Here is a 24,970-nt window from a genome sequence, read left to right as displayed (position 1 = left end):
TTGATTTAAACCGCGCAGTCAACTTTTTAAAGCTATAAAAGACGCCCGCATAAACACGGGCATTCTGGCTTAACGGGCGGTCTCGCTGCGGGAGTGTTGCGATGGTATTACGTGCGTCAGATCGACAGTTTCGCGGGCGCGGCTAAGATCGTATGTCGCCTGCATAGCCAGCAATAAGCGAGCTGCAATCCCTAAACCGGCTTCAAGCCGGAGGGCCATTTCGGGACTGATCGCGGTTTTACCTGCTGTAACCTTACTCAGGGCCGAGGGAGAAACGTCGAGATCGCGAGCCAATGCTCGCAGGCTGACGCCGTAATCCTCCAGATATTCCGCGATCAAGACCCCTGGATGTGGGGGGTTGAGCATGATCATTAATGATAGTCCTCTAAGTTAAGTATGTAGGCGTCACCGTCTCTGAATTCAAAGGTGATTCGCCAGTTGGCGCGAACGGTAATAGCGAAAAGGTTTTGTTTATCCCCTTTCAACGAATGAAATTTAAAGCCGGGGTAGCCTCATACAGTAACCCATCGGCTTCGCCTCTGTTCAAAGCCCACTTGACCCTGCAATATTCGCGCTTCACTTTCCCCCTGCGGTTTTTTTCATTTATCCTCATACTACAGTGTTGATGCTGGTTTACGCGGGGTCGCTATCGTGCCTGGATTAAAAATTACGCTATTACAACAACCTTTAGTCTGGATGGATGGACCCGCCAATCTGCGCCATTTTGATGTGCATCTCGAAGAGGTCAGCGGGCGCGATATCATTGTGCTGCCGGAGATGTTTACGACCGGTTTTGCTATGGAAGCGGCGCAACAGTCGATGCCGCAAGATCAGGTGGTCGCCTGGATGCAGAACAAAGCCCGCCAGACCAATGCGCTGATTGCAGGCAGTGCGGCGCTGCAGTCCGAGCGCGGGCCGGTGAACCGTTTTTTACTGGTCGAACCGGACGGGGATGTGCATTTCTACGATAAACGTCACCTGTTCCGCATGGCCGATGAGCATCACCATTATCAAGCGGGTCAGGAACGTGTGGTCTTTGAGTGGCGCGGCTGGCGCATTTTACCGCTGGTATGTTACGACCTGCGCTTTCCGGTGTGGTCGCGCAACCGCAATGATTACGATCTGCTGCTGTATGTCGCCAACTGGCCTGCGCCGCGATCCCTGCACTGGCAAGCGTTGCTGGTGGCCCGCGCGATTGAAAATCTCGCCTGGGTGGCGGGCTGCAACCGCGTCGGTACCGACGGCAACGGGCATCACTATCGCGGCGACAGTCGGGTTATCAGCCCACAGGGCGAAGTTATCGCTACCGCCGAGCCGCACCAGGCCACGCGTATTGATGCCGAGCTCTCCTTAAGCGCCCTGCAGGAGTATCGCAAGACGTTTCCGGCATGGCAGGATGCGGATCCCTTTACGCTGGGGTAATCGCCCTTCTCCGGGTGGCGAGAGGTTTAAGCAACCGTATCAATACGCAAAGAGGTATGACGGAAATTTTCCGTTGGCGTCTCGTTACTCACCACGACCACATCCAGTTCTTCACAGGAGGCGACTTTATAGCGCGCGACCTGAGACATTTTATCCGCCGTTGCCGCTGCGATCGTTTCATTACTTTGCGCAATCACTTCTTTTTTAAAACAGGCATCGTCGTAGTAAACCGCCGTCAGACCGGCCTGCGGATCCAGCCCGCAGACGCCAATAAACGCCTGGTCGAACAGCATATTGCGGATCTGATTAACCGTATCTGAACCCAGCGTGCTGCCGGTTTGCGGATTCACTTTCCCGCCCAGCAGGATTAACTCTCCGCTTTTGCGGCCACTCAGCGCGGCGGCAATTTGCGGCGAATTGGTCACGATGGTGAGCTCCATCCCAGCGGGAATAAAATCCGCCATCGCCAGGTAAGTGGAACCGGCATCGATAAAAATGCAGCTATCGGCACCGATCATTTGCGCACAATGGCGCGCGATTCGCTCTTTTTCCGCACTATTTTGCCCCTGGCGAACCGCAAAACTGGCGGACTGTTTCAGCTCGCTGACCGCGCCGCCGTAGACTTTCTTGCATACGCCTTTACGCGCCAGAACTTGTAAATCCCGGCGGATGGTGTGTTCTGATACGCCAAGCTGGCGCGCCATATCCACGCCGATAACCCGCCCGGTTTCTTTCAGCATTTTCTGGATAATCCCCTGCCTCTGCTCAGGCAAGGCGTTGTAATCAGTCACAAGCAACCCTCAAAGTAACGCCACATTGCGCCCTGGCGCATTGTCATCCGTTATGCATGATACCTGTTCCGGTGATGTTTGCCCGAACGTCTGCAAGGATAAAAGGGGAGTTTAACCGCAGCAGGCTCGCTTTGTGGCCTGCAAACGCTGTTAACGTTCGTGCTGGCGCAGACTAAGGGACAAATTTAGGGCACCTGTTGTACCTGATGGTGGCTCATGCATAGCGGAGGGTCAGCACAGGAGGGGTTGACGGGATAATGCTCCCTCTTCCTTGAGGGAGCGGAGAATTTAACCTTCGTGCAGGCCGCATTCACGTTTCAGACCGAAGAAGCGCGTCTCTTCTTCCGCCATGCCCGGTTCCCATTTACGCGTGGTGTGCGTATCGCCCACTGATAAATAACCCTGATCCCACAGCGGATGGTAGTTAAGCCCGTGTTTTTGCAGGTACTGGTAAACCGTGCGGTTATCCCAGTCAATAATCGGCAACACTTTAAACACACCGCGCTGGATCGCCAGCACCGGTAAGGTCGCGCGGCTGCCGGATTGCTCGCGGCGCAGACCGGCAAACCAGGTTTGTGCCTTCAGCTCGGCCAGCGCGCGGTTCATCGGCTCGACTTTATTGATGTGATTGTATTTTTCAATCCCTTCAACGCCCTGCTCCCACAGCTTGCCGTAGCGCGCTTCCTGCCAGGCCGGGCTCTGTTCGGCGCGGTAGACTTTCAGGTTCAGCTTCAGCTTGTCCGTCAGCTCATCGATAAACTGATAGGTTTCCGGGAACAGATAGCCGGTATCCGTGATGATCACCGGGATATCCGGGCGCACCTGATTTACCAGATGCAGGCTCACCGCCGCCTGAATACCAAAGCTGGAAGAGAGCACATATTCGCCCGGCAGGTTTTCCAGCGCCCAGGCGACACGCTCTTCGGCGCTGAGTTTCTCCAGCCGGACGTTGGTTTCAGCAAGCTGAAGGATACGGTCAACTTTTGGCATTTCGTTGAGCGCATGCAGATCGAGTTCAGACATATTGACCTCTCTTATCGCCCCTTTCTCCCCTTCTCAGGAGAAAGGGGGCGGGCGTTATTCCCAAAAATCACGGGCCGGATCGAGTACCGGACGGATAATTCCGGCACGAATAGTGAAGTCGCCAAAACCTTCACCCTCTTCTCGTTCCTGTGCCCAACGGGCGACCAGTTCGTCGATAACGGCGAGAATCTCTGCTTCCGTAATATTTTCGCGGTACATCCGCGGAATGCGCGTGCCGCTGCGGTTACCGCCGATATGCACGTTATAGCGTCCCGGCGCTTTACCCACCAGGCCGATTTCCGCCAGCATCGCGCGACCACAGCCGTTTGGACAACCGGTTACGCGCAGTACGATGTGCTCATCACCCACGCCGTGTTTCGCCATCAGCGCTTCAACTTTATCGACGAATGTTGGCAGAAAACGTTCCGCTTCCGCCATCGCCAGCGGGCAGGTGGGGAAGGAGACGCAGGCCATCGAGTTTTCACGCTGCGGTTTGACCGCGTCCATTAACCCGTGGCTGCGCGCCAGTTTTTCGATCTCCGCTTTTTGGCTTTCCGGCACACCAGCGATAATCAGATTCTGATTGGCGGTAATGCGGAATTCGCCCTGATGAATTTTAGCAATTTCCAGCAAACCGGTTTTCAGCGGGCGTCCGGGGTAATCGAGAATGCGGCCGTTCTCAATAAACAGCGTCAGGTGCCATTTATTGTCGATGCCTTTCACCCAGCCGATACGATCGCCGCGGCCGGTAAATTCATACGGACGAACCGGCTCGAATTTGATCCCTGCGCGGCGTTCGACTTCCGCTTTAAAGGTCTCAACGCCGACGCGTTCGAGGGTATATTTGGTTTTGGCGTTTTTACGGTCGGTACGGTTGCCCCAGTCACGCTGGGTAGTAACGACCGCTTCCGCCACCGCCAGCGTATGCTCCAGCGGCAGATAACCAAACTCGCTGGCGGTGCGGGCATAGGTTTTCTTATTGCCGTGTTCGATGGAGAGACCGCCGCCCACCAGCAGGTTAAAACCAACCAGTTTGCCGTTCTCGGCAATCGCTACAAAGTTCATATCGTTAGCATGCAGATCGATATCGTTCTGCGGCGGGATCACGACGGTAGTTTTGAACTTACGCGGCAGATAGGTCTCACCGAGGATCGGTTCGACGTCGGTGGTGGCGACTTTTTCCTGATCGAGCCAGATCTCGGCGTAGGCGCGTGTGCGCGGCAGCAGATGTTCAGAGATCTTTTTCGCCCATTCGTAGGCTTCGGCGTGCAGCTCAGACTCATAAGGGTTTGAGGTGCACAGCACGTTACGGTTCATGTCGTTGGCGGTCGCCAGCGCGTCCAGCCCAACGGAATGCAGCATCTGGTGCGCCGGTTTCACGTGTTTTTTCAGAATGCCGTGAAACTGGAAGGTCTGCCGGTTAGTCAGGCGAATGCTGCCATAAATGGTGTTGTCATGGGCGAATTTATCAATCGCCTGCCACTGTTGGGTGGTGATCACACCGCCCGGCAGACGGCAGCGCAGCAGCATCGCATGGCGCGGCTCCAGCTTCTGTTCAGCACGCTCGGCGCGGATATCGCGATCGTCTTGCTGATACATCCCGTGAAAACGGATCAGCAGAAAGTTGTCGCCTCTAAAGCCGCCGGTCAGACCGTCATTTAAATCTTCCGCAATGGTGCCGCGCAGGAAGTTGCTCTCGCGTTTCATGCGCTCGGCATCGGACAGTTTGCCTTCGACCACCAGTGGGCCCGGGTGTTTTTCGCTCATTAGTAGACATCTCGCTGATAACGGCGCTCAACGCGCAGCTCACTTAAAAACTCATCCGCCGCTTCGGCGTCCATACCGCCGAATTCGGCGATAACATCCAGTAAAGCCTGCTCAACGTCTTTCGCCATGCGATTGGCGTCGCCGCAGACATAAATGTGCGCGCCATCGTTGATCCAGCGCCACAGCTCCGCGCCTTGCTGGCGCAGTTTATCTTGTACGTAGACTTTTTCTTTCTGGTCGCGCGACCAGGCCAGATCGATGCGGCTTAATACGCCCTCTTTGACGTAACGCTGCCACTCCACCTGATAGAGGAAATCTTCAGTGAAATGCGGGTTGCCGAAGAACAGCCAGTTTTTGCCCGGCGCGTCGTCCGCCGCACGCTGTTGCATAAAGGCGCGGAACGGCGCAATGCCGGTACCGGGGCCAATCATAATCACCGGTGTTTGTGGGTTAGCAGGCAGACGGAAGTTATCGTTGTGTTCGATAAATACCCGGACTTCGCCCTCTTCTTCCACGCGATCGGCGAGGAAGCTTGACGCGCCGCCCGCGCGCGCGCGGCCTTCCACCTCGTAACGGACAACGCCCACGGTGACATGGACTTCGCTTTCCACTTCCGCCTGCGAAGAGGCAATGGAGTAGAGACGCGGCGTCAGCGGGCGCAGCAGGTTGATAAGATTCTCCGCATCCAGCTGTGCCGGAGAGAAGCGCACCATATCGACAATCGGCGTCGTCGCTGCGTAATGCTGTAGCTGCGCTTTATCGCCCACCAGCGGCAACAGGGATTCACTGCGCGTGAGGGTGGCGTAATTTTCCACGATATTGACGGTATTAACGGTCAATTCGAAATGCCACTGTAACGCCTCGGCCAGCGGCAGCGTTTTGCCGTCAACGGTGACCGGTTCGTCACCTTTAAGCCACAGCAGTTCCAGCAGCTCTTTGACTAACGCCGGATCGTTTTGATACCACACGCCCAGCGCGTCGCCAGGCTGGTAGCGCAGACCGGAGTCGCCCAAATCGATTTCAATATGACGGACATCTTTTTCGGAGCTGCGCCCGGTAATTTTTTGATTAACCGACAACGTGGCGTTTAAAGGCGCTTCTTTGCTGTAGGGGCTGGTGACAATATCATTTACCGCGCCGCTGGCGGCAGTAGCGACCTGGGCCGGCGTAGAGGCCGGGGCGCGGGCTTTCAACACCTCAACCACACGGGCGCGCCATTCGGCGGCTGCCGACTGGTATTCAACATCGGCGTCAACGCGATCCAGCAGGCGCTCCGCGCCCAGTTCCGCGAGTTTGCTGTCGAAATCTTTCCCCACCTGGCAGAAGAATTCATAAGAGGTATCGCCGAGGCCGAAGACCGCAAAGGCGGTGCCATTCAGTTTGGGGGCTTTTTTCGAGAACAGGAATTTATGCAGCGCAACGGCTTCTTCCGGCGCATCCCCTTCCCCCTGGGTGGAAGCGACAATCACCAGCAGCTTTTCGTTAGCGATCTGTTTGAATTTGTAGTCGCCCGCGTTGACCAGCGTGACGTTGAGTTTTGCCGCCAGCAGATCGTCGCGCAGGGCTTCAGCCACGCGGCGGGCGTTGCCGGTCTGCGAGGCGGAAATCAGCGTAATGGCGGACGCTTCAGCAATCGGCGCTGCTGCAACCGTTGCGCCTGCAGGCTGCTGATTGAGTACGCCCCAGAAATAGCCGGAAACCCAGGCAAGCTGGGTCGGTGTTAAATCAGTCGTGGCCGCCTGAAGGCGCGCCAGCTGCTCCGGATTTAACGGGAGCAACGCGGAAGGTGGGACCTGGGTCGTCATGCGTCGTATTGTTCCAGTAGCAAATTCCCCTGGGTCTTTCGCACAGCCTGCACACGCGTCAGGACCGCGAAATTCATTGGGATATCATTTTAATAAGTGAAGTGAAACTAAGGTTAACGGTGGGGATAATAACAATTAAAGAAAGGTTGGAAATAATAAATAACCAAATGGACTAACCTGTTTTAGTTATACTTGTTAACAGTAAAACAGGTTAATTAAATTATTGAAATTGCTATCTATTATCAGTGTTGCGCCATTTAGCCCTGGCGATAAACACTTTTAGTGATTTTAATTAATGCTAAAAAAGGTCATATCCGCTACCATGCGGCGTTTTTTTGTCAGCCAAGAGTTCATTATGTCGACCACATTATTTAAAGATTTCACTTTCGAAGCCGCTCATCATCTACCGCATGTACCCGAAGGGCACAAATGCGGCCGTCTGCATGGTCACTCCTTTAGGGTGCGCCTGGAGATAACCGGCGAGGTGGATCCTTATACCGGTTGGGTTATGGACTTTGCCGATCTTAAAGCCGCCTTTAAACCGCTCTATAACCGCCTTGATCACTACTATCTCAATGAGATCCCAGGCCTTGAGAACCCCACCAGTGAAGTGCTGGCGAAGTGGATTTGGGATCAGATGAAACCGGTGATTCCGCTGTTAAGCGCGGTGATGATCAAAGAGACCTGCACGGCGGGCTGCGTATATCGCGGCGAATAATGACTGCTGTCCGTCAACCAGCACGCTGGATAAGCCGGTGAGTTGACGGATAACCTTTCCTGGCAGTGTGCGCCTTACGCTGTCAGGTATTAATGCCATTGATAGCTTTCCACCAGCGGATAAAACGTTGTGCTGCCGAGTCAGCGCAGAGAACCTGATTTCCCTCTTAAGTATGTTGTAACTATTGGTGGACTTCGCCACCAGGTTACAGGTGCAACCGCCTTTACCCACCTGGCTGACGCTTTTTAACAGCCAGGACGGTAAAAGCGTTGCTGACGAAAACAGCCTGTAAGGATGAGAACAGTGGAATTTATCCGCGTCATTAACAGAAGCCGTATCGTAGTTCGCCACTGTAATTCAACCCCCGCTCATCGTGTTGCAGTAATAAGTCACGGAAGGTTTGTGCCTTTGCGAGCGGTAACCAGCAGTATTAAAATCGCAGCGTCTGTCCCATTGGGGGTTAGGATTAACTGGTATGTCCGGCACGGTGAAACCATTACTAACCATCAAATCATGGGATTATATGAACGGCTGCACCGCAACGAATTACCCACCCCGGTAAAAGATTATTCCACGCGTGAGATCGTAAAAAATTACACCTTAAGACCGGAAGATACGCTGATGAAAGTCTGTATCCCGCGCCATGGCGGCCACTGCGATGCGATCTTCCCGCTGGACATTATCACTATCGATGACATTCTCGCCGCCGTACGAAACGGGCAGTTAGCGTATCGCGAAATACATTTCCTCTCCTGTCGGGCAGAGCGTCTGACATCCACGGCATTCTAGCGACTAAAAACGTAGGCAGCCGCGCAATAAAACAGACCCGCGTGTGAATACGCGGGCCTGGCTTTGACAGAAACGGGAAAGGAGATATCAGGCGATATTGAGATACTTGTGGGTTTGCATCGACAGCCGCCAGTTGCGGGCGATACAGGTATCAATACACAAGCGTGTCGCGTCCTCTTTTTGGCTAATCGGCTGCAGGGCGATCACCCGCTGCTTTTCATCATGTAGCTGCTCCAGCAGCTCATCCAGCGCTTCAATATCGCGTACGCGGCCTACCGGGTGCTTGATCTCGTCGGCACGCTCCAGCGCCTGCTGCAGCACGTCATAGCCGCCGCGCATATTAACCTTCGGCGAAACGGTTACCCAGGTGGAATGGGAAGTGCGAACTTCGTGGGTGCCGCTGGTTTCAATCTGGCAGCTAAAGCCGTTCTTCTCCAGAAGATGGGTCAACGGGATAAGATCGTGAATGCAGGGTTCGCCGCCGGTTATCACGACATGGCGCGCGGTCCAGCCCTGACGCTGGATAATCGCGAGCAGATCTTCACTGTTCGCTGCGCCCCATTTGTCGCTCTCTTTGGTTTTGGCGAGGATGCTGTAGAGCGAAACCTCCCGATCCTCAAGCTTATCCCAGGTATGTTTGGTATCGCACCAGGCGCAACCAACCGGGCATCCCTGTAAACGAATAAAAATGGCGGGAACGCCGGTGAAGTAACCCTCGCCTTGCAAGGTCTGGAACATCTCGTTAATCGGGTACTGCATCGTTGCTCTTTTTAGTGGCGAAAAAAATCATTATTGCAGATAACAAGCAGGCGATCATGTGCCATTTGCGCCGCGTGCGCTGAGGCATTGAATCTGCCTGCTAAAAATTCCAAAAAAGGTGGATTGTTTTCTTTTGCGCGCAACCGCTATGCTGTGGCCGTTTTTTGCGGCTCTTTAAGGATGATGAACATGGCACGCCTGTTGGTACTGATGTTAGTGATGTTTACCTTCGCGGTGCTGGCCGAACCGGTGCCTGCAACTCATGATGTGGTCAACGATCCGGCCAGGCTGCTTAACTACTGGCAACGCGAAGCGCTGAACGACCAGCTCAGCCAGCTTAACAAACACACCGGAGCACAAACCGCCGTGCTGGTGGTGCGTACCACGGATGGCGCAACCATTGAGGATTATGCCCGCCAGACCTTTAACCGTTGGCGACTGGGCGATGCGCAGCGTAATGATGGGATTTTGTTACTGGTCGCCTGGCAGGACAGACGCGTGCGCATCGAAGTGGGCATCGGTCTGGAAGCGATGTTAACCCATGCGCTGGCTAAAAAAATTATTGACCAGTATATGATCCCGGCGTTTAAAGAGGATGATTTAAACCGCGGTCTGATACGCGGTATAGAGGGCATCAGCACCGTACTTGCCAGCCAGCCGCTGCCCAATGCGCAACCGCTCTCGTTGATTGAAAAAGTGACCGGTTGGTTCTCGTTAAAGATAAGCCTAAGCGTATTAGCAGTGGTGCTTGTGGCGCTGGCGCTGAACGGTAACATCGGCATCCTGACGGTACTTTTTATGATTGGCAGCCCGCTGGCGTTGATTATTGCCATTAGCAGTTTGCAGAAGCCCTTACTGATCCCTTTTGCCCTCTTCTTCGCCGCTGTGCCAGCGTTTATTGTGATTGTCATTATTTGTGCCGCCCTGTTTGGCCCGCGCAGCCAGCGCAAGCCGGGTAAAAACTCGCCGCTGCGGCCACTGTCGGCGCGGCAACGGTGTATACCAGCCACGAGCATTCAAGCTTTAGCAGCAGTCACAGTTCTGATAGCGGCGGATCAAGCGATGGCGGTGGGGGTTCTAGCGATGGCGGCGGTTCATCGGGAGACTGGTGAAGCCTGAAGCAGTCCAACAAAATTGTAAGAATATGTAAATACATTCAGCGTCGAAATTATTTACCTGAAAAATACATTGTGCAAAAGCATAATTTAAATGTATGAAAAGTATCAGCTAAAAAATTAACTTATTGAGCAAGGAATCTTTTTCTTTTACCCGTTGTCGTAGATAAATGCCTCGCAGGACGTTCCTGAAAGCTAGCGCCAGAAAAGCCGCCATTTCTACGTCGTTTTATTGATATGACGTTTAACATTCAATGCCTACAATCCGCCGATATTACTATGGTGAGATAGTTTTCATGAATACATTATTGATTACGGGCGTGACGGGTTTTCTTGGCGGGGCGGTATTAGAAAAGATTCTTAACAATAAATCGCCTATCAATTTGCTGCTGCTGGTGCGCGCTGAAAATAGCGACGCCGGACTTGAGCGTGTGAAACGCAATATGCGCAAATTCAACGTCAGCGATGAAGCTTTGAGCACGCTTTCAACGGCGCAGATCCTGCTGGGGGATCTCGGCGAACCGGAAGGGTTTACCGACGATTCGCGCCTTGAAAGCGTGACGCACGTACTGAATTGCGCGGCGGTTGCTTCGTTCGGTAATAACCCACTGGTGTGGAAAGTGAATGTGGAAGGCACGCTGAGCTTTGCCCGCCGCATGGAAAAGGTCGCCGGATTGCAGCGTTTCCTTCACGTGGGCACCGCGATGTCCTGCACGCCAGAGCCGGATTCACTGGTTGCTGAGAGCGCCGAGTTTCGCGAGAACGCCGAACATCTGGTGGCCTATACCCACTCAAAATCCACGATTGAGCAGTTGATGCGTAAAGAGTGTCCGCAGCTGCCGCTGGCCATCGCCCGTCCGTCGATTGTGGTTGGCCATACCAGCCACGGCTGCACGCCTTCCACCAGTATTTTTTGGGTATTCAGCATGGGGCTGATGCTGCAAAAATTCATGTGTTCGCTGGAAGACCGTGTGGATGTGATCCCGGTCGATTACTGCGCCGACGCGCTGCTGATGCTGCTTGAAAGCCCAATGGCTCAAGGAGAAGTGGTGCATATCTCCGCTGGCGAAGAGAACAGCGTGCGTTTTGCGGATATCGATAGCGCGATGGCGCTCGCGCTGGAGAAAGCGCCGGTGGGCGATAAATATGCCCAGGTCAGCTATGAGACGCTGGTGAAAATGCGTCGCGAGCTGAAGGATATTTTTGGCCCGTGCAATGAACGCCTGATGCTAAAAGCGATGCGCCTGTACGGGGCGTTTGCCACGCTGAACGTGCGTTTTAGCAATGATAAGCTGCTCAGCATGGGGATGCCGAAACCGCCGCGTTTTACCGATTATATCGCCCGCTGCGTGCAGACCACGCGTGGTTTGACGATACCGCAGCAGATGGAAGTCGATTTTAAATAGGCCCTAAAAGGGCAAAAAAAATGCCAGTCGATTGACTGGCATTTTTGATCGAGGCTTAGACTTACGCCTGGCCTTTGATCTCTTTCAGACCGTTGAACGGAGCTTGTGCACCCAGCGCTTCTTCGATACGAATCAGCTGGTTGTATTTAGCAACGCGGTCAGAACGGCTCATAGAACCGGTTTTGATCTGGCCTGCAGCGGTACCAACAGCCAGGTCGGCGATGGTAGCATCTTCAGTTTCGCCAGAGCGGTGAGAGATGACAGCCGTGTAGCCAGCGTCTTTCGCCATCTTGATTGCAGCCAGGGTTTCGGTCAGAGAACCGATCTGGTTGAATTTGATCAGGATGGAGTTAGCGATGCCTTTCTCGATGCCTTCTTTCAGGATCTTGGTGTTGGTAACGAACAGATCGTCGCCCACCAGCTGGATTTTGTCGCCCAGTACTTTGGTCTGGTATGCGAAGCCATCCCAGTCAGATTCGTCCAGACCATCTTCGATGGAGACGATCGGATACTGTTTGGTCAGCTCTTCCAGGAAGTGAGTAAATTCTTCAGAGGTGAACGCTTTGTTGCCTTCGCCAGCCAGAACGTATTTACCGTCTTTGTAGAACTCGGAAGCTGCGCAGTCCATCGCCAGAGTGATGTCTTTGCCCAGTTCGTAGCCCGCTGCTTTTACCGCTTCAGCGATAACCGCCAGCGCTTCGGCGTTGGAACCCAGGTTCGGCGCGTAGCCGCCTTCGTCACCCACAGCGGTGTTCATGCCTTTGCTTTTCAGCACTTTTGCCAGGTGATGGAAAACTTCAGAACCCATACGGATGGCTTCTTTTACAGTTTTCGCGCCAACCGGCTGAATCATGAATTCCTGGATGTCGACGTTGTTGTCAGCGTGCTCGCCGCCGTTGATGATGTTCATCATCGGAACCGGCATAGAGTATTTACCCGGGGTGCCGTTCAGTTCAGCGATGTGAGCATACAGCGGCAGGCCTTTAGAGGCTGCAGCTGCTTTAGCCGCTGCCAGGGAAACCGCCAGAATTGCGTTCGCGCCGAAGTTGGATTTGTTTTCGGTGCCATCCAGATCGATCATGATTTTGTCGATACCGGCCTGGTCTTTCGCGTCTTTACCCAGCAGTGCCTGAGCGATCGGGCCGTTAACCGCGCCAACGGCTTTGGTTACGCCTTTACCCAGGAAACGGGATTTGTCGCCATCGCGCAGTTCCAGCGCTTCGCGGGAACCCGTAGAAGCACCTGACGGCGCAGCAGCCAGACCTACGAAACCACCTTCCAGGTGTACTTCGGCTTCAACAGTCGGGTTACCACGGGAGTCGATGATTTCACGACCGATGACTTTAACGATTTTGGACATTAGGTTTTCCTCAGTACAAGTTAAACTAAAACTCCAGACAAACAGTGCACCCGCTTGGGTGCACTGCCGTTGTAACTTTTTACTTCGCCTGACGCTTCTGGTACTCGCTTGCGGCTTTTACAAAGCCAGCAAACAGCGGATGTCCATCACGCGGCGTAGAAGTAAATTCCGGGTGGAACTGACATGCCACGAACCACGGGTGGTTCGGCACTTCGATGATCTCGACCAACTGATCATCCCCGGAACGGCCCGCAACGCGCAGACCCGCAGCTTCAATTTGTTTCAACAGCATGTTGTTGACTTCGTAACGATGGCGATGGCGCTCAACAATGGTTGGCGCGCCGTACAGCTGGCGAACCAGGCTATCATCACCCAGCTGGCACTGCTGTGCGCCAAGGCGCATGGTGCCGCCGAGATCGCTCTTCTCCGAACGCTGTTCGACGTTGCCGTCTTCATCACGCCATTCGGTAATCAGCGCCACAACCGGGTATTTACAGTCTGGCACAAATTCCGTGGAGTTGGCGTTATCCATCCCGACGACGTTACGGGCAAACTCAATCAACGCAACCTGCATACCCAGGCAAATCCCCAGGTAAGGAATATTATTTTCACGCGCATAGCGTGCGGTGGCGATCTTGCCCTCTACACCGCGGTAGCCGAAGCCGCCTGGGATAAGAATGGCATCAAGACCTTTCAGGATCTCTACGCCACGGGTTTCAACATCCTGCGAATCAATCAGCTTGATGTTGACGGTGACGCGGTTTTTCAGACCACCGTGTTTTAATGCTTCAATAACCGATTTGTACGCGTCAGGAAGTTCAATGTACTTACCGACCATACCAATGGTGACTTCGCCTGACGGATTCGCTTCTTCGTAAATCACCTGTTCCCATTCTGACAGGTTTGCGTCCGGACAGTTCAAGCTGAATCGTTTACAAATATAATCGTCCAGCCCCTGAGATTTCAACAGGCCCGGAATTTTATAAATGGAATCGACATCTTTCATTGAAATAACGGCTTTTTCCGGCACGTTACAGAACAATGCAATTTTCGCCCTTTCGTTGGCCGGAACGGCGCGATCGGAACGGCAAACGAGGATGTCTGGCTGAATACCAATTGAGAGCAGCTCTTTTACAGAGTGCTGCGTCGGTTTGGTTTTGACTTCACCGGCCGCCGCCATGTACGGCACCAGCGTCAGGTGCATAAACAGCGCGTGCTCACGACCGATATCAACCGCCAGCTGGCGAATCGCTTCGAGGAACGGCAGGGATTCGATATCACCGACCGTACCGCCGATTTCAACCAGCACCACGTCGTGGCCTTCGGCACCGGCGATAATGCGCTCTTTAATGGCATTGGTGATATGCGGAATAACCTGAACGGTTGCGCCCAGATAGTCGCCACGGCGCTCTTTACGCAGAACGTCGGAGTAAATTCGGCCGGTAGTGAAGTTGTTGCGGCGCGTCATCTTAGTGCGGATAAAACGCTCATAGTGACCCAGGTCCAGGTCGGTTTCGGCGCCGTCTTCAGTAACGAACACTTCCCCGTGTTGGATTGGGCTCATGGTGCCCGGATCGACGTTGATATACGGATCCAGTTTCATCATGGTCACATTGAGGCCACGGGCTTCAAGAATGGCTGCGAGGGAGGCTGCGGCAATGCCTTTACCCAGAGAGGATACGACCCCGCCGGTCACAAAAATATAGTTCGTTGTCATGCTGAACCTGAGAAGTTAGGGTGAAACGATGGAATAACCAGGACGGGAAAGCAGTATACCCGACTATGGCCTGCGCCACAAACTTTCATTATCCCTCTCCTGGCGTTCTTCAGGCCGCATCTGCATTGGTTTCCGTCGCTTACCCCGGACGCGTTGGACTTCTCACGTCTGTGAATTCACGCGGTTACCGCCAACGAAGCCCCGAACGAGGTGAACAAGGGCTTCTTAAAGCGGTTCAATAAACTTAAGGAGTGTGAAAATAGCCACTTTTGGCTAAATGTTTTTGACGTAAATCAAGCGCTTGTCATTTAGAAAATGACACAAATCGCACTTACTGGAACAAATGTCTTAAAGATCATGTTCCTGGCGTTTGACCTGCTGCCAGATATTTTCCATTGTTTCCAAATCTACGCCGGTCATTTCCAGACCGCGCTCGGCCACCAGCCGCTCAACTTCGCGGAAACGACGCTCAAATTTCAGGTTCGCTTTTTGCAGGGCCACTTCCGCTTTGACGCCAAGATGGCGCGAAAGGTTGACCGTAGCAAAAAGCAGATCGCCGACCTCTTCTTCCACTCTCGCTTCATCGACCACCGCCTGTTTGGCTTCGTCCATCACTTCATCGATCTCTTCGTACACTTTGTCGAGCACCGGGCCGATGGTCGTCCAGTCAAAGCCGACGGTGGCGCAGCGCTTCTGAATTTTATGCGCGCGCATCAGCGCGGGCAGGCTGTGGGGAATGTCATCCAGCGCCGAGTGCTGAGACTTTTCGGCGCGCTCTTCGCTTTTGATCTGCTCCCAGCGCGCCAGCACTTCGGTGCTGTTTCCCGCCTGCGCGTCACCGAAGATATGTGGATGGCGGCGTTCCAGCTTGTCGCTGATGGCGGCGCAAATATCGTTGAAATCAAAGCGCCCTTCTTCCTGCGCCATCTGCGCGTAGAACACCACCTGAAACAGCAGATCGCCCAGTTCACCACGCAGATCGTCAAAATCTTCCCGCGCGATAGCGTCCAGCACTTCGTAAGTCTCTTCCAGCGTATAAGGGGCAATAGTGGCGTAGGTTTGCTCTTTATCCCACGGGCAGCCGGTCTGCGGATCGCGCAGGCGTTGCATTATCCCGAGCAGACGATCGATTTGAGTCATGATAAATCCCTGATAATTCGTGTTGCGGCCTCGCCAGTCACCGGCGAGGCTCATGGAGGAGAAAATTAGCCACCGTGCAGGCGGCGAGCGTCGATGACGTCCGGCACCTGATTGAGTTTGCCAAGCACGCGGCCCAGCACTTGCAGATTGTAGATCTCGATATTCATATCGATGGTCGCCAGCTGCTCTTTAGTGTCGCTGCGGCTGGCAACGCCAAGCACATTCACTTTCTCATTGGCGAGAATAGTGGTGATATCGCGCAGCAGGCCGCTGCGATCGTTGGCTTTGACGCGCACCACCAGCGAATAACCCGCCGAGTAGCTTTCGCCCCAGACGGCATCGACGATGCGCTCCGGCGCGACATTACGCAGCTCTTCCAGCTGATCGCAGTCGGCGCGGTGAATGGAGATCCCGCGCCCCTGGGTGATAAACCCGACAATCTCATCACCCGGGATCGGCTGGCAGCAGCGCGCAATATGGTGCATCAGGTTGCCGACCCCCTCAACCACCACGCGACCGTTGTCTTTGCTGCGGTTTTGCGGGGCGAAGGTTTTCTGCTGCAGCTGTTTCAGCGCGGCGGCGTCCTGCTCCTCGGCGCTCGGTTTGTTGAACTGCGCCTGCAGGAAGTTAACCATCTGATTGAGACGGATATCGCCGCCGCCAATCGCCGCCAGCAGCTCGTCCAGTTCGTTAAAGTTGTAGCGCGGCAGCAGGAATTTTTCCGCCTCTTTCAGGCTAATGCCTAAATGCGCCAGCTCGTCGTCAAGGATCTGTCGGCCCGCGAGGATATTTTTGTCACGATCCTGTTTGCGGAACCAGGCATGAATCTTCGAGCGCCCGCGGCTGGTAGTGACATAGCCGAGGTTTGGATTTAGCCAATCGCGGCTGGGGTTCGGCTGCTTCTGGGTGATGATTTCAATCTGATCGCCCATTTGCAGCTGATAGGTGAAGGGCACAATGCGCCCGCCTATTTTCGCGCCGATGCAGCGATGTCCGACATCGCTGTGAATATGGTAGGCAAAATCAAGTGGTGTCGACCCGGCAGGTAGATCCACTACATCGCCTTTTGGCGTAAAGACGTAGACCCGATCGTCAAAGACCTGGCTGCGTACTTCGTCGAGCATTTCGCCCGAATCGGCCATCTCTTCCTGCCAGGCGATCAGCTTACGCAGCCAGGCAATACGATCTTCGTGGGCGGAACGCGGGCTGCCCACTGTGGCGGTACCCTCTTTGTATTTCCAGTGCGCGGCAACGCCAAGCTCAGCGTCTTCGTGCATCTGCCGGGTGCGGATCTGAATTTCCACGGTTTTCCCGCCGGGGCCGAGCACCACCGTATGGATCGACTGATAACCGTTCGGCTTCGGGTTAGCGACATAGTCGTCAAACTCATCAGGCAGATGGCGGTAATGGGTGTGTACAATCCCCAGCGCGGCGTAGCAGTCCTGCAGCCGCTCAGCAACGATGCGCACGGCACGCACATCAAACAGCTCGTCAAAGGCGAGATGCTTTTTCTGCATTTTGCGCCAGATACTGTAGATATGTTTTGGTCGGCCGTAGACTTCGGCCTTCACGCCTTCGATTTTCATCTCTGAACGCAAGTGGCCGACAAACTCGTCGATATAGTGTTCGCGATCGATACGGCGCTCGTGCAGCAGTTTGGCGATGCGTTTGTACTCCGCCGGATGCAGATAGCGGAAGCAGTAATCTTCCAGCTCCCATTTAAGCTGACCGATGCCGAGGCGATTCGCCAGCGGGGCATAGATATTGGTGCACTCTTTCGCCGCCAGCACGCGCTCATCTTCCGGCGCATCTTTCACTTCGCGCAGGTGGGCGATGCGCTCCGCCAGTTTAATAACCACGCAGCGGAAATCATCCACCATCGCCAGCAGCATGCGGCGAACGTTATCGACCTGTTCAGAGGAGACGGAATCGGTGTGGGTGGCTTTTAACTGGCGGATTGCCGCCATATCGCGCACGCCGTGAATCAGCGTGACAACCGACGTGCCGACGCTTTCGCGCATCACCTCTTCGCTGACCACTTCCGCATCGGCCAGCGGGAACAGCAGCGCCGCGCGCAGGGTGTCTATATCCATGCTCAGCATCGACAGGATCTCCACCATTTCGATGCCGCGCCACAGCAGCACTTCCGCGTTCGGGTGCCCCTGTACTTGTCGCAGACAATAGGCCCAGGTTTCGGTTAAGCGTTCACATGACGGCTGACTGGTAATCCCCAGACTTTCGATCCATTTAACCGGATCGAATTCACCCGCTTTGTTTAAATGCGCACTGCGTACCGCAACCATTGTCCTCTCCTTTCAGGGACCGGGCCTGGCGAACTCGACAAGCCAAAATTAATTATTTGTGTTTCACAAACAACACCATCGATTCCAGATGACCAGTGTGCGGGAACATGTCCAGCATCGCCAGCCGCTGAATCTGGTAACCTGCGTTCAACAGCGTGTCACTGTCGCGGGCAAGGGTGGCGGGATTACAGGAGACATACACCACGCTTCCCGGCGACAATTTTAGAATATGTTTCATGACTCCGGCAGCGCCCGCGCGTGCCGGGTCGAGTAAAATTTTGTCAAACCCGCGGCTCGCCCAGGGCTGGCGGGTGACATCGTCCTCTAAATTTTCGTGAAAGAATGTCACATTCTGCAAGCCATTCTGTTGCGCGTTCTCCTGCGCTTTCGCTACCAGTTCCGCAACCCCTTCCACGCCAACGACGCTTGCTGCGCGTTTCGCCAGCGGTAAGGTGAAATTACCCATGCCGCAAAACAGATCCAGCACCCGATCGGCGGGCTGTATATCCAGCCACTCGATAGCCTGCGCCACCATCTGCTGGTTCACGCCATCGTTAACCTGAATAAAATCCCGCGGGCTGAACGTTAAGCGTAGCCCGTCAGAGCTATAGCAGGGAGTTTCACCTGTAACCTGTTCCAGTATCTCGCTTTGGGGTGCCAGATACAGCGCGAGCTGCTGGGAATGCGAAAACTGTTCCAGTTTTTTGCGATCCGCTGCACTCAGTGCGGCGGTATGGCGCAACACCATTAACGGGCCGTTGTCGGCCTCCACCAGCTCGACATGGCCAAGCTCGTGTACGCCCTGCAATCCGCTTAACACCTCATGAAGCGGCATAATCAATGCTTCAAGACGGGGCACCAAAACAGGGCAGCGCGTGACATTAATAATCTCGTTAGCGCCCGCTTTACGAAAGCCCATCTCCAGACGCTCGCTTTTCGGCTGCCAGCTCAGACTAAGCCGCGCACGGCGGCGATAAGCCCACGGCGTAGCGGCAATCACCTCATCAACATCGCGCTTCATTAAACGCCCCAGCGCCGCACTTTTGCTGCGCTGTTGCAGGGCAATATCAGCATGCTGCTGCTGACAGCCGCCGCAGACGCCAAAATGCGGACACCGCGGCGTCACGCGCTCCGCGCTATCGTTCAGCCGCCGCTTTACCTCAGCGCGGGCAAACTGGCGCTTATCCTCTTTAAGCATCACCTCAGCCGTTTCACCAGGTAACAGGCCGGGAATAAACATCGCTTTCCCGTTATGGCGCGCAACCCCCTGCCCAAAGGGATCAAGATCAGTTACCGTTACGGTTACTTTCTGACTAGTCGTCACACGTCGTTTTGCAGAGTAGAATTGCGCCATTGCAGGGATTTATCTCATTAACAGATTAATGTCCTAATTCTCCCATAACGGAACTCCATGACCAACTACAGCTTGCGCGCACGCATGATGATTCTGATCCTGGCCCCCACCGTGCTTATCGGTGTGTTGCTCAGCATCTTCTTTGTCGTTCACCGCTATAACGATTTACAGCGTCAACTGGAAGATGCCGGTACCAGCATTATTGAGCCGCTGGCGGTGTCGAGCGAATACAGCATGACGTTGCAGGATAAGGACGCAATGGGTCAGCTGGTGAGCGTGCTTCACCGACGCCATTCCGATATTGTGCGGGCAATTTCTGTTTATGATGGGCAGAATAACGTGTTTGTTTCCTCTAATTTTCAGCTTGAAGCTGACAAATTGCGGCTGGCGGAGGGACAACCCTTCCCGCGCAAGCTCAGCGTGACCCGCCGTGGCGATGTCATGGTGCTGCGCACGCCGATCCTCGCCGAAAGCAATACCCTTGCCAACCCGGCGCTGCCGGCGGATAAAATCACCGGCAATATGCTCGGGTATGTCGCGCTGGAGCTGGATCTTAAATCCGTGCGTTTGCAGCAGTACAAAGAGATTTTTATCTCCAGCCTGATGATTTTGTTCTGTATTGGGATCGCGTTGATTTTTGGCTGGCGGCTGATGCGCGACGTGACCAGCCCGATTCGCAATATGGTGAATACCGTCGATCGCATTCGCCGCGGGCAGCTCGACAGCCGCGTCGAAGGCTTTATGCTTGGCGAGCTGGATATGCTTAAAAACGGCATCAATTCGATGGCGATGTCGCTGGCGGCTTACCATGAAGAGATGCAGCACAATATCGACCAGTCGACCTCCGATCTGCGTGAAACCCTGGAGCAGATGGAGATCCAGAACGTCGAACTGGATCTGGCGAAAAAACGCGCCCAGGAAGCGGCGCGCATCAAATCAGAGTTCCTCGCCAATATGTCCCACGAACTGCGCACGCCGCTGAACGGGGTCATCGGCTTTACCCGGCTGACGCTGAAATCTGAGCTTAACCCTACGCAGCGCGATCATCTGTTGACCATTGAGCGTTCCGCCAACAACCTGCTGACTATCATTAATGACGTGCTCGATTTTTCCAAGCTGGAAGCAGGCAAACTGATCCTCGAGAGCATCCCCTTCCCGCTGCGTAATACCCTTGATGAAGTGGTTATCCTGCTGGCGCATGCGGCCCATGATAAGGGGCTGGAGCTGACGCTCAATATCAAAAACGATGTGCCGGATAACGTCATTGGCGATCCGCTGCGTCTGCAGCAGGTGATCACCAATCTGGTCGGCAACGCCATCAAATTTACCGAGCATGGCAATATCGACATTGTCGTCGATAAGCGCGCCATCAGTAATAACAAAGTACAAGTGGAGATGCAGATCCACGACACGGGCATCGGTATTCCCGAGCGCGATCAGTCGCGGCTATTCCAGGCTTTTCGTCAGGCCGATGCCAGTATCTCGCGTCGCCACGGCGGCACCGGGCTGGGGCTGGTTATCACGCAACGGCTGGTCAATGAGATGGGCGGCGATATCTTCTTCCATAGCCAGCCGAATCACGGCTCCACGTTCTGGTTCCATATCAATCTCGATCTCAATCCTAATGCCATCAGCGAAGGGCCAGCCACCGGCTGCCTGGCGGGCAAACGCCTGGCTTATATCGAACCCAACGCCACGGCGGCGCAAAGTACGCTGGAGCTGCTAAAAGAGACGCCGCTTGAGGTGATCTACAGCCCGTCGTTATCGGGGCTGCCGCAGGCGCATTATGACATTCTGCTGCTGGCTATTCCGGTGACGATGCGTGAGCCGCTGAATATGCAGCACGATCGCCTGGCGCGCGCCGCGTCGATGACCGACTATTTGCTGTTAGCCTTGCCCTGTCATGCCCAGGTGAATGCCGAGGAGCTGAAACAGGACGGCGCAGCGGCCTGCCTGCTCAAACCGCTGACCACCACGCGCCTGCTGCCGGCATTGACGGAATATTGCCGTGCGACACAGCTGACGCAGATTCAGATGGTGAACGACAGCAAACTGCCGATCGCGGTGATGGCGGTAGATGATAACCCGGCCAACCTGAAACTTATCGGCGCGCTGCTGGAGGACCAGGTCCAGCATGTCGAATTGTGCGAAAGCGGGATGCAGGCCATCGCGCGCGCCAAACAGCAGCAGTTCGATCTGATTTTAATGGATATCCAGATGCCGGATATGGACGGTATTCGTGCCTGTGAGCTGATCCGCCAGTTGCCACACCAGCAGCAAACACCGGTGATTGCCGTTACCGCCCATGCGATGGCCGGGCAGAAAGAGAAACTGCTTAGCGCCGGGATGAATGATTATCTGGCGAAACCGATTGAAGAGGAGAAGCTGCGTAATCTGCTGCTGCGCTACAAGCCCGGTCCTAATCTCGGCAAATGGCTGACGCCTGCACAACCGACGCCGCCTGCAGAGTGGGTGGTGGATAATGACACCACCCTCGACTGGCAGCTGGCGCTACGTCAGGCGGCCGGAAAAACGGATCTGGCGCGCGATATGCTGCATATGCTGGTGGAATTCCTGCCGGAGATCCGCAATATGGTTGAAGAGCAGCTGGTTGGCGAAGCGCCGCACGGTCTTTCGGAGGCTATCCATAAGCTGCACGGCAGTTGCGGCTATAGCGGCGTACCGCGGCTGAAAAACCTCTGCCAGCTGATTGAACAGCAGTTGCGCAGCGGTGTATCGGCAGAAGATCTGGAGCCAGAACTGCTGGAACTGCTTGATGAGATGGACAACGTGACGCGTGAAGCGCACAAACTATTGGGCTAATCAGGCAGGTGCTGGATGCGTTTTCGCATCCGGTCGCACAAGGAGAAAGACGCGGACCGAAGCCCGGTAAGCCTGCGTCACCGGGCAAGAGGCCGTTACAGCGTTTGGCCTGCTTTGAGTACCGCCGCGATATTACGCGCGGTCATGCGGACGTTTTCGGCAGCATTCTCCAGCGCATCTTCCAGCGTGCAGACGGTGTAAATCACACTGAATACCGCATCGATACCGTGGCTGTGCACCACGCCAACATCGGCGGTCAGGCTGCCGGCAATGCCGATCACCGGAATATTGTGCCGTTTCGCCACTTTCGCTACGCCTACCGGCACTTTGCCGTGCACCGTCTGGCTATCAATACGCCCTTCGCCGGTGATCACCAGATCCGCGCCAATAACCTGCTCATCAAGCGCCAGCGCATCGGTAACAATTTCAATTCCCTGGCGCAGTTCGGCCCCGCAAAACGCGTATAGTGCAGCGCCCATGCCGCCCGCCGCGCCGCCGCCCGCCAGATGCAGCACATCGAGGTCGAGATCGCGGGCAATAATGCGCGCGTAATGTTCAAGGGCGCTATCCAGTTGGGCGATCATTTCCGGCGTCGCCCCTTTTTGCGGACCAAATACCGCCGAGGCACCCTCTTTGCCCGTCAGCGGATTGGTCACATCGCAGGCCACTTCAATCCGGCAGTCGGCAAGGCGTTTATCCAGCCCGGCGATATCAATGCGCGCCAGCGATGCCAGCGCCGCGCCGCCAGCGGCAATCTCCTCGCCGTGCTCATCAAGCAGCTTTGCACCAAGGGCCTGTACCATGCCCGCACCGCCGTCATTGGTCGCACTGCCACCAATGCCAATAATGATATGTTTCACCCCGGCATCCAGCGCATGGCGGATTAACTCGCCGGTGCCCCAGGAGGTGGTAATCAGCGGATTACGTTTGGCCGCGGGCACCTTTTCCAGCCCGCTGGCGGCGGCCATTTCAATAAATGCCGACTGTTCATCGCCGGAAATGCCGTAAAAGCCGTTGGCGTGTTCGCCGAGTGGGCCTTTCACCGCAACGTTCACTATCCGCCCGTGGGTGGCCGCGACCATGGCTTCTACCGTCCCTTCGCCACCGTCCGCCACCGGTATTTTGATATAAACCGCCGTGGGGAAAATTTCGCGAAAACCGCGCTCGATCGCGGTCGCCACATCCTGGGCACTTAAACTTTCTTTATAAGAGTCAGGTGCGATCACAATTTTCATAAGCCATCCTTACGCATATTCACCGCTATAAGCATACACCCAGGAAAGATGAGGAAATGCCGCCCCCCGCAAGGTGCGGCAATTTCATCAGCGCACCATGCATGGACGTTTGTTATCAAAGGTCCAGTTGGGGATCAGATACTGCATTCCCATGGCGTCATCACGCGCACCAAGGCCATGTTTTTGATACAGCTCGTTGGCTTTCATCACTTGATCGATATCCAGCTCAACGCCGAGACCCGGTTTATTGGGCACCTGTACCTTGCCGCCTTTGATTTCAAACGGCTGTTTGGTCAGACGTTGATTGCCCTCCTGCCAGATCCAGTGTGTGTCGATAGCGGTGATCTTGCCAGGTGCTGCGGCAGCGACATGGGTGAACATCGCCAGCGAAATATCGAAATGGTTATTGGAGTGCGATCCCCAGGTCAGACCAAATTCGTGGCACATCTGCGCCACGCGCACGGAGCCCTGCATGGTCCAGAAGTGCGGATCCGCCAGCGGGATATCGACGGATTGCAGCGACAGGGTATGGCCCATCTGACGCCAGTCGGTGGCGATCATATTCGTGGCGGTCGGCAGCCCCGTAGCGCGGCGGAATTCGGCCATCACTTCGCGACCGGAGAAGCCCTGTTCGGCTCCGCAAGGATCTTCTGCATAGGCCAGCACGCCTTTCAGGTGTTTACCGATGCTAATCGCTTCGTCCAGCGACCAGGCTCCGTTCGGATCGAGGGTTACGCGCGCCTGCGGGAAGCGTTTTGCCAGCGCCGAGATAGCTTCAGCCTCTTCCATCCCGGCCAGCACGCCGCCTTTCAGTTTGAAATCGTTGAAACCATATTTTTCGTACGCGGCTTCCGCCAGGCGCACCACGCGATCCGGGGTCATTGCCTCTTCATGACGTAAGCGATACCAGTCGCACTTCTCATCGGGCTGGCTCTGATACGGCAGCGGGGTTTTATTGCGGTCGCCGATAAAGAACAGGTAGCCCAACATTTCGACTTCGCTGCGCTGCTGACCTTCCCCCAGCAGTGAGGCGACATTGACGCCCAAATGTTGACCCAGCAGATCGAGCATCGCCGCTTCAATCCCGGTGACGACGTGAATGGTGGTACGCAGATCGAAGGTTTGCAGGCCGCGGCCGCCGGCATCGCGATCGGCGAAGGTGTTACGTACGGCGTTAAGGACGTTTTTATACTCGCCCAGCGTCTTGCCGACCACCAGCGGAATAGCCTCTTCGAGGGTTTTACGGATCTTCTCGCCACCGGGAATTTCGCCAACGCCGGTGTGACCCGAGTTGTCTTTAATCACCACGATATTACGGGTGAAGAACGGAGCATGAGCACCGCTCAGGTTCATCAACATGCTATCATGACCGGCGACCGGAATAACCTGCATGGAAGTGACAACGGGGGTTGAACTATTTGTACTCATTTTCTAATCCTTTTG

Annotated in this window: 19 protein-coding genes and 1 pseudogene; 6 read left to right on the top strand and 14 right to left on the bottom strand. The window is 55.0% G+C overall.

Annotation, left to right across the window (positions count from 1 at the left end; translation table 11 throughout):
* Window positions 1-69 precede the first annotated feature (69 nt).
* Window positions 70-372, bottom strand: a complete 303-nt coding sequence (locus RW65_RS04245) for a HigA family addiction module antitoxin (RefSeq protein WP_039055423.1) — start codon at window positions 370-372, stop codon at window positions 70-72.
* Window positions 372-506, bottom strand: a pseudogene (locus RW65_RS21610) (type II toxin-antitoxin system RelE/ParE family toxin); the annotation flags it as partial. The pseudogene RW65_RS21610 and the gene RW65_RS04245, both read right to left, overlap by 1 nt.
* Window positions 507-651: 145 nt before the next feature.
* Between RW65_RS21610 and RW65_RS04240 the strand changes: the two are divergent.
* The gene (locus RW65_RS04240; RefSeq protein WP_039055422.1) at window positions 652-1,422 is read left to right on the top strand and encodes an amidohydrolase; all 771 of its coding nucleotides are present in this window, start codon (window positions 652-654) and stop codon (window positions 1,420-1,422) included.
* 26 nt (window positions 1,423-1,448) lie between these two features.
* Here the strand turns inward: RW65_RS04240 and RW65_RS04235 are convergent, their stop codons facing one another.
* The 4 genes from RW65_RS04235 to cysJ form a co-directional block, all read right to left on the bottom strand.
* Entirely contained in the window at window positions 1,449-2,213 is a 765-nt protein-coding gene (locus RW65_RS04235; protein ID WP_039055420.1) for a DeoR/GlpR family DNA-binding transcription regulator, read from the bottom strand.
* A gap of 288 nt (window positions 2,214-2,501) precedes the next feature.
* Entirely contained in the window at window positions 2,502-3,236 is a 735-nt protein-coding gene (cysH, locus tag RW65_RS04230) for a phosphoadenosine phosphosulfate reductase (protein WP_039055419.1), read from the bottom strand.
* Window positions 3,237-3,290: 54 nt separating this feature from the next.
* Window positions 3,291-5,003 (bottom strand): assimilatory sulfite reductase (NADPH) hemoprotein subunit, encoded by a 1,713-nt coding sequence (gene cysI / locus RW65_RS04225; protein ID WP_039055418.1) that lies wholly within the window; start codon window positions 5,001-5,003, stop codon window positions 3,291-3,293.
* The gene (gene cysJ / locus RW65_RS04220; protein WP_039055417.1) at window positions 5,003-6,808 is read right to left on the bottom strand and encodes an NADPH-dependent assimilatory sulfite reductase flavoprotein subunit; all 1,806 of its coding nucleotides are present in this window, start codon (window positions 6,806-6,808) and stop codon (window positions 5,003-5,005) included. Before cysJ ends, cysI begins: the two co-directional genes overlap by 1 nt.
* A gap of 355 nt (window positions 6,809-7,163) precedes the next feature.
* Here cysJ and queD point away from each other — a divergent pair, with 355 nt between their 5' ends.
* Complete coding sequence (queD, locus tag RW65_RS04215) at window positions 7,164-7,526, top strand: 6-carboxytetrahydropterin synthase QueD (RefSeq protein ID WP_039055495.1); 363 nt, start codon at window positions 7,164-7,166, stop codon at window positions 7,524-7,526.
* Between the two features lie 294 nt (window positions 7,527-7,820).
* Window positions 7,821-8,315, top strand: coding sequence for a putative adhesin (locus RW65_RS23200; RefSeq protein WP_353598696.1), 495 nt, complete (start codon window positions 7,821-7,823; stop codon window positions 8,313-8,315).
* Window positions 8,316-8,402: 87 nt separating this feature from the next.
* Here the strand turns inward: RW65_RS23200 and queE are convergent, their stop codons facing one another.
* Window positions 8,403-9,074 carry a 7-carboxy-7-deazaguanine synthase QueE gene (queE, locus tag RW65_RS04205; protein WP_039055415.1) on the bottom strand — a complete coding sequence of 224 codons (672 nt, stop codon included), beginning with the start codon at window positions 9,072-9,074 and terminating at the stop codon, window positions 8,403-8,405.
* 189 nt (window positions 9,075-9,263) lie between these two features.
* On the opposite strand from queE, the gene RW65_RS04200 reads away from it, so the two are divergent.
* A complete protein-coding gene (locus RW65_RS04200) occupies window positions 9,264-10,193 on the top strand; it encodes a TPM domain-containing protein (protein ID WP_052250269.1) in 930 nt (309 codons plus the stop codon).
* Between the two features lie 292 nt (window positions 10,194-10,485).
* Window positions 10,486-11,595, top strand: a complete 1,110-nt coding sequence (locus RW65_RS04195) for an SDR family oxidoreductase (RefSeq protein ID WP_039055414.1) — start codon at window positions 10,486-10,488, stop codon at window positions 11,593-11,595.
* 61 nt (window positions 11,596-11,656) lie between these two features.
* Here the strand turns inward: RW65_RS04195 and eno are convergent, their stop codons facing one another.
* The 5 genes from eno to rlmD form a co-directional block, all read right to left on the bottom strand.
* Complete coding sequence (eno, locus tag RW65_RS04190; RefSeq protein WP_039055413.1) at window positions 11,657-12,955, bottom strand: phosphopyruvate hydratase; 1,299 nt, start codon at window positions 12,953-12,955, stop codon at window positions 11,657-11,659.
* A gap of 79 nt (window positions 12,956-13,034) precedes the next feature.
* Window positions 13,035-14,672 carry a glutamine hydrolyzing CTP synthase gene (pyrG, locus tag RW65_RS04185; protein WP_039055412.1) on the bottom strand — a complete coding sequence of 546 codons (1,638 nt, stop codon included), beginning with the start codon at window positions 14,670-14,672 and terminating at the stop codon, window positions 13,035-13,037.
* Window positions 14,673-15,020: 348 nt separating this feature from the next.
* On the bottom strand, window positions 15,021-15,812 hold the full coding sequence (gene mazG / locus RW65_RS04180; RefSeq protein WP_039055411.1) for a nucleoside triphosphate pyrophosphohydrolase: 792 nt from the start codon (window positions 15,810-15,812) through the stop codon (window positions 15,021-15,023).
* A gap of 65 nt (window positions 15,813-15,877) precedes the next feature.
* Window positions 15,878-18,115 carry a GTP diphosphokinase gene (relA, locus tag RW65_RS04175; RefSeq protein WP_039055410.1) on the bottom strand — a complete coding sequence of 746 codons (2,238 nt, stop codon included), beginning with the start codon at window positions 18,113-18,115 and terminating at the stop codon, window positions 15,878-15,880.
* A 52-nt stretch (window positions 18,116-18,167) separates the two neighbouring features.
* Entirely contained in the window at window positions 18,168-19,469 is a 1,302-nt protein-coding gene (gene rlmD / locus RW65_RS04170; RefSeq protein WP_039055409.1) for a 23S rRNA (uracil(1939)-C(5))-methyltransferase RlmD, read from the bottom strand.
* Between the two features lie 57 nt (window positions 19,470-19,526).
* On the opposite strand from rlmD, the gene barA reads away from it, so the two are divergent.
* On the top strand, window positions 19,527-22,292 hold the full coding sequence (gene barA, locus RW65_RS04165) for a two-component sensor histidine kinase BarA (protein ID WP_039055408.1): 2,766 nt from the start codon (window positions 19,527-19,529) through the stop codon (window positions 22,290-22,292).
* A 95-nt stretch (window positions 22,293-22,387) separates the two neighbouring features.
* Here barA and RW65_RS04160 read toward each other — a convergent pair whose 3' ends face one another.
* Together RW65_RS04160 and gudD are read right to left on the bottom strand one after the other, a co-directional pair.
* Window positions 22,388-23,527, bottom strand: coding sequence for a glycerate kinase (locus RW65_RS04160; RefSeq protein WP_039055407.1), 1,140 nt, complete (start codon window positions 23,525-23,527; stop codon window positions 22,388-22,390).
* 87 nt (window positions 23,528-23,614) lie between these two features.
* Entirely contained in the window at window positions 23,615-24,955 is a 1,341-nt protein-coding gene (gudD, locus tag RW65_RS04155) for a glucarate dehydratase (protein WP_039055406.1), read from the bottom strand.
* Window positions 24,956-24,970 lie beyond the last annotated feature (15 nt).

The organism is Enterobacter sp. Bisph1 (assembly GCF_000814905.1).
Taxonomy (GTDB): Bacteria; Pseudomonadota; Gammaproteobacteria; order Enterobacterales; family Enterobacteriaceae; genus Kosakonia.
Note: the sequence above shows the minus strand (reverse complement) of the source record. Positions and strands in the feature narration are given on the sequence as shown.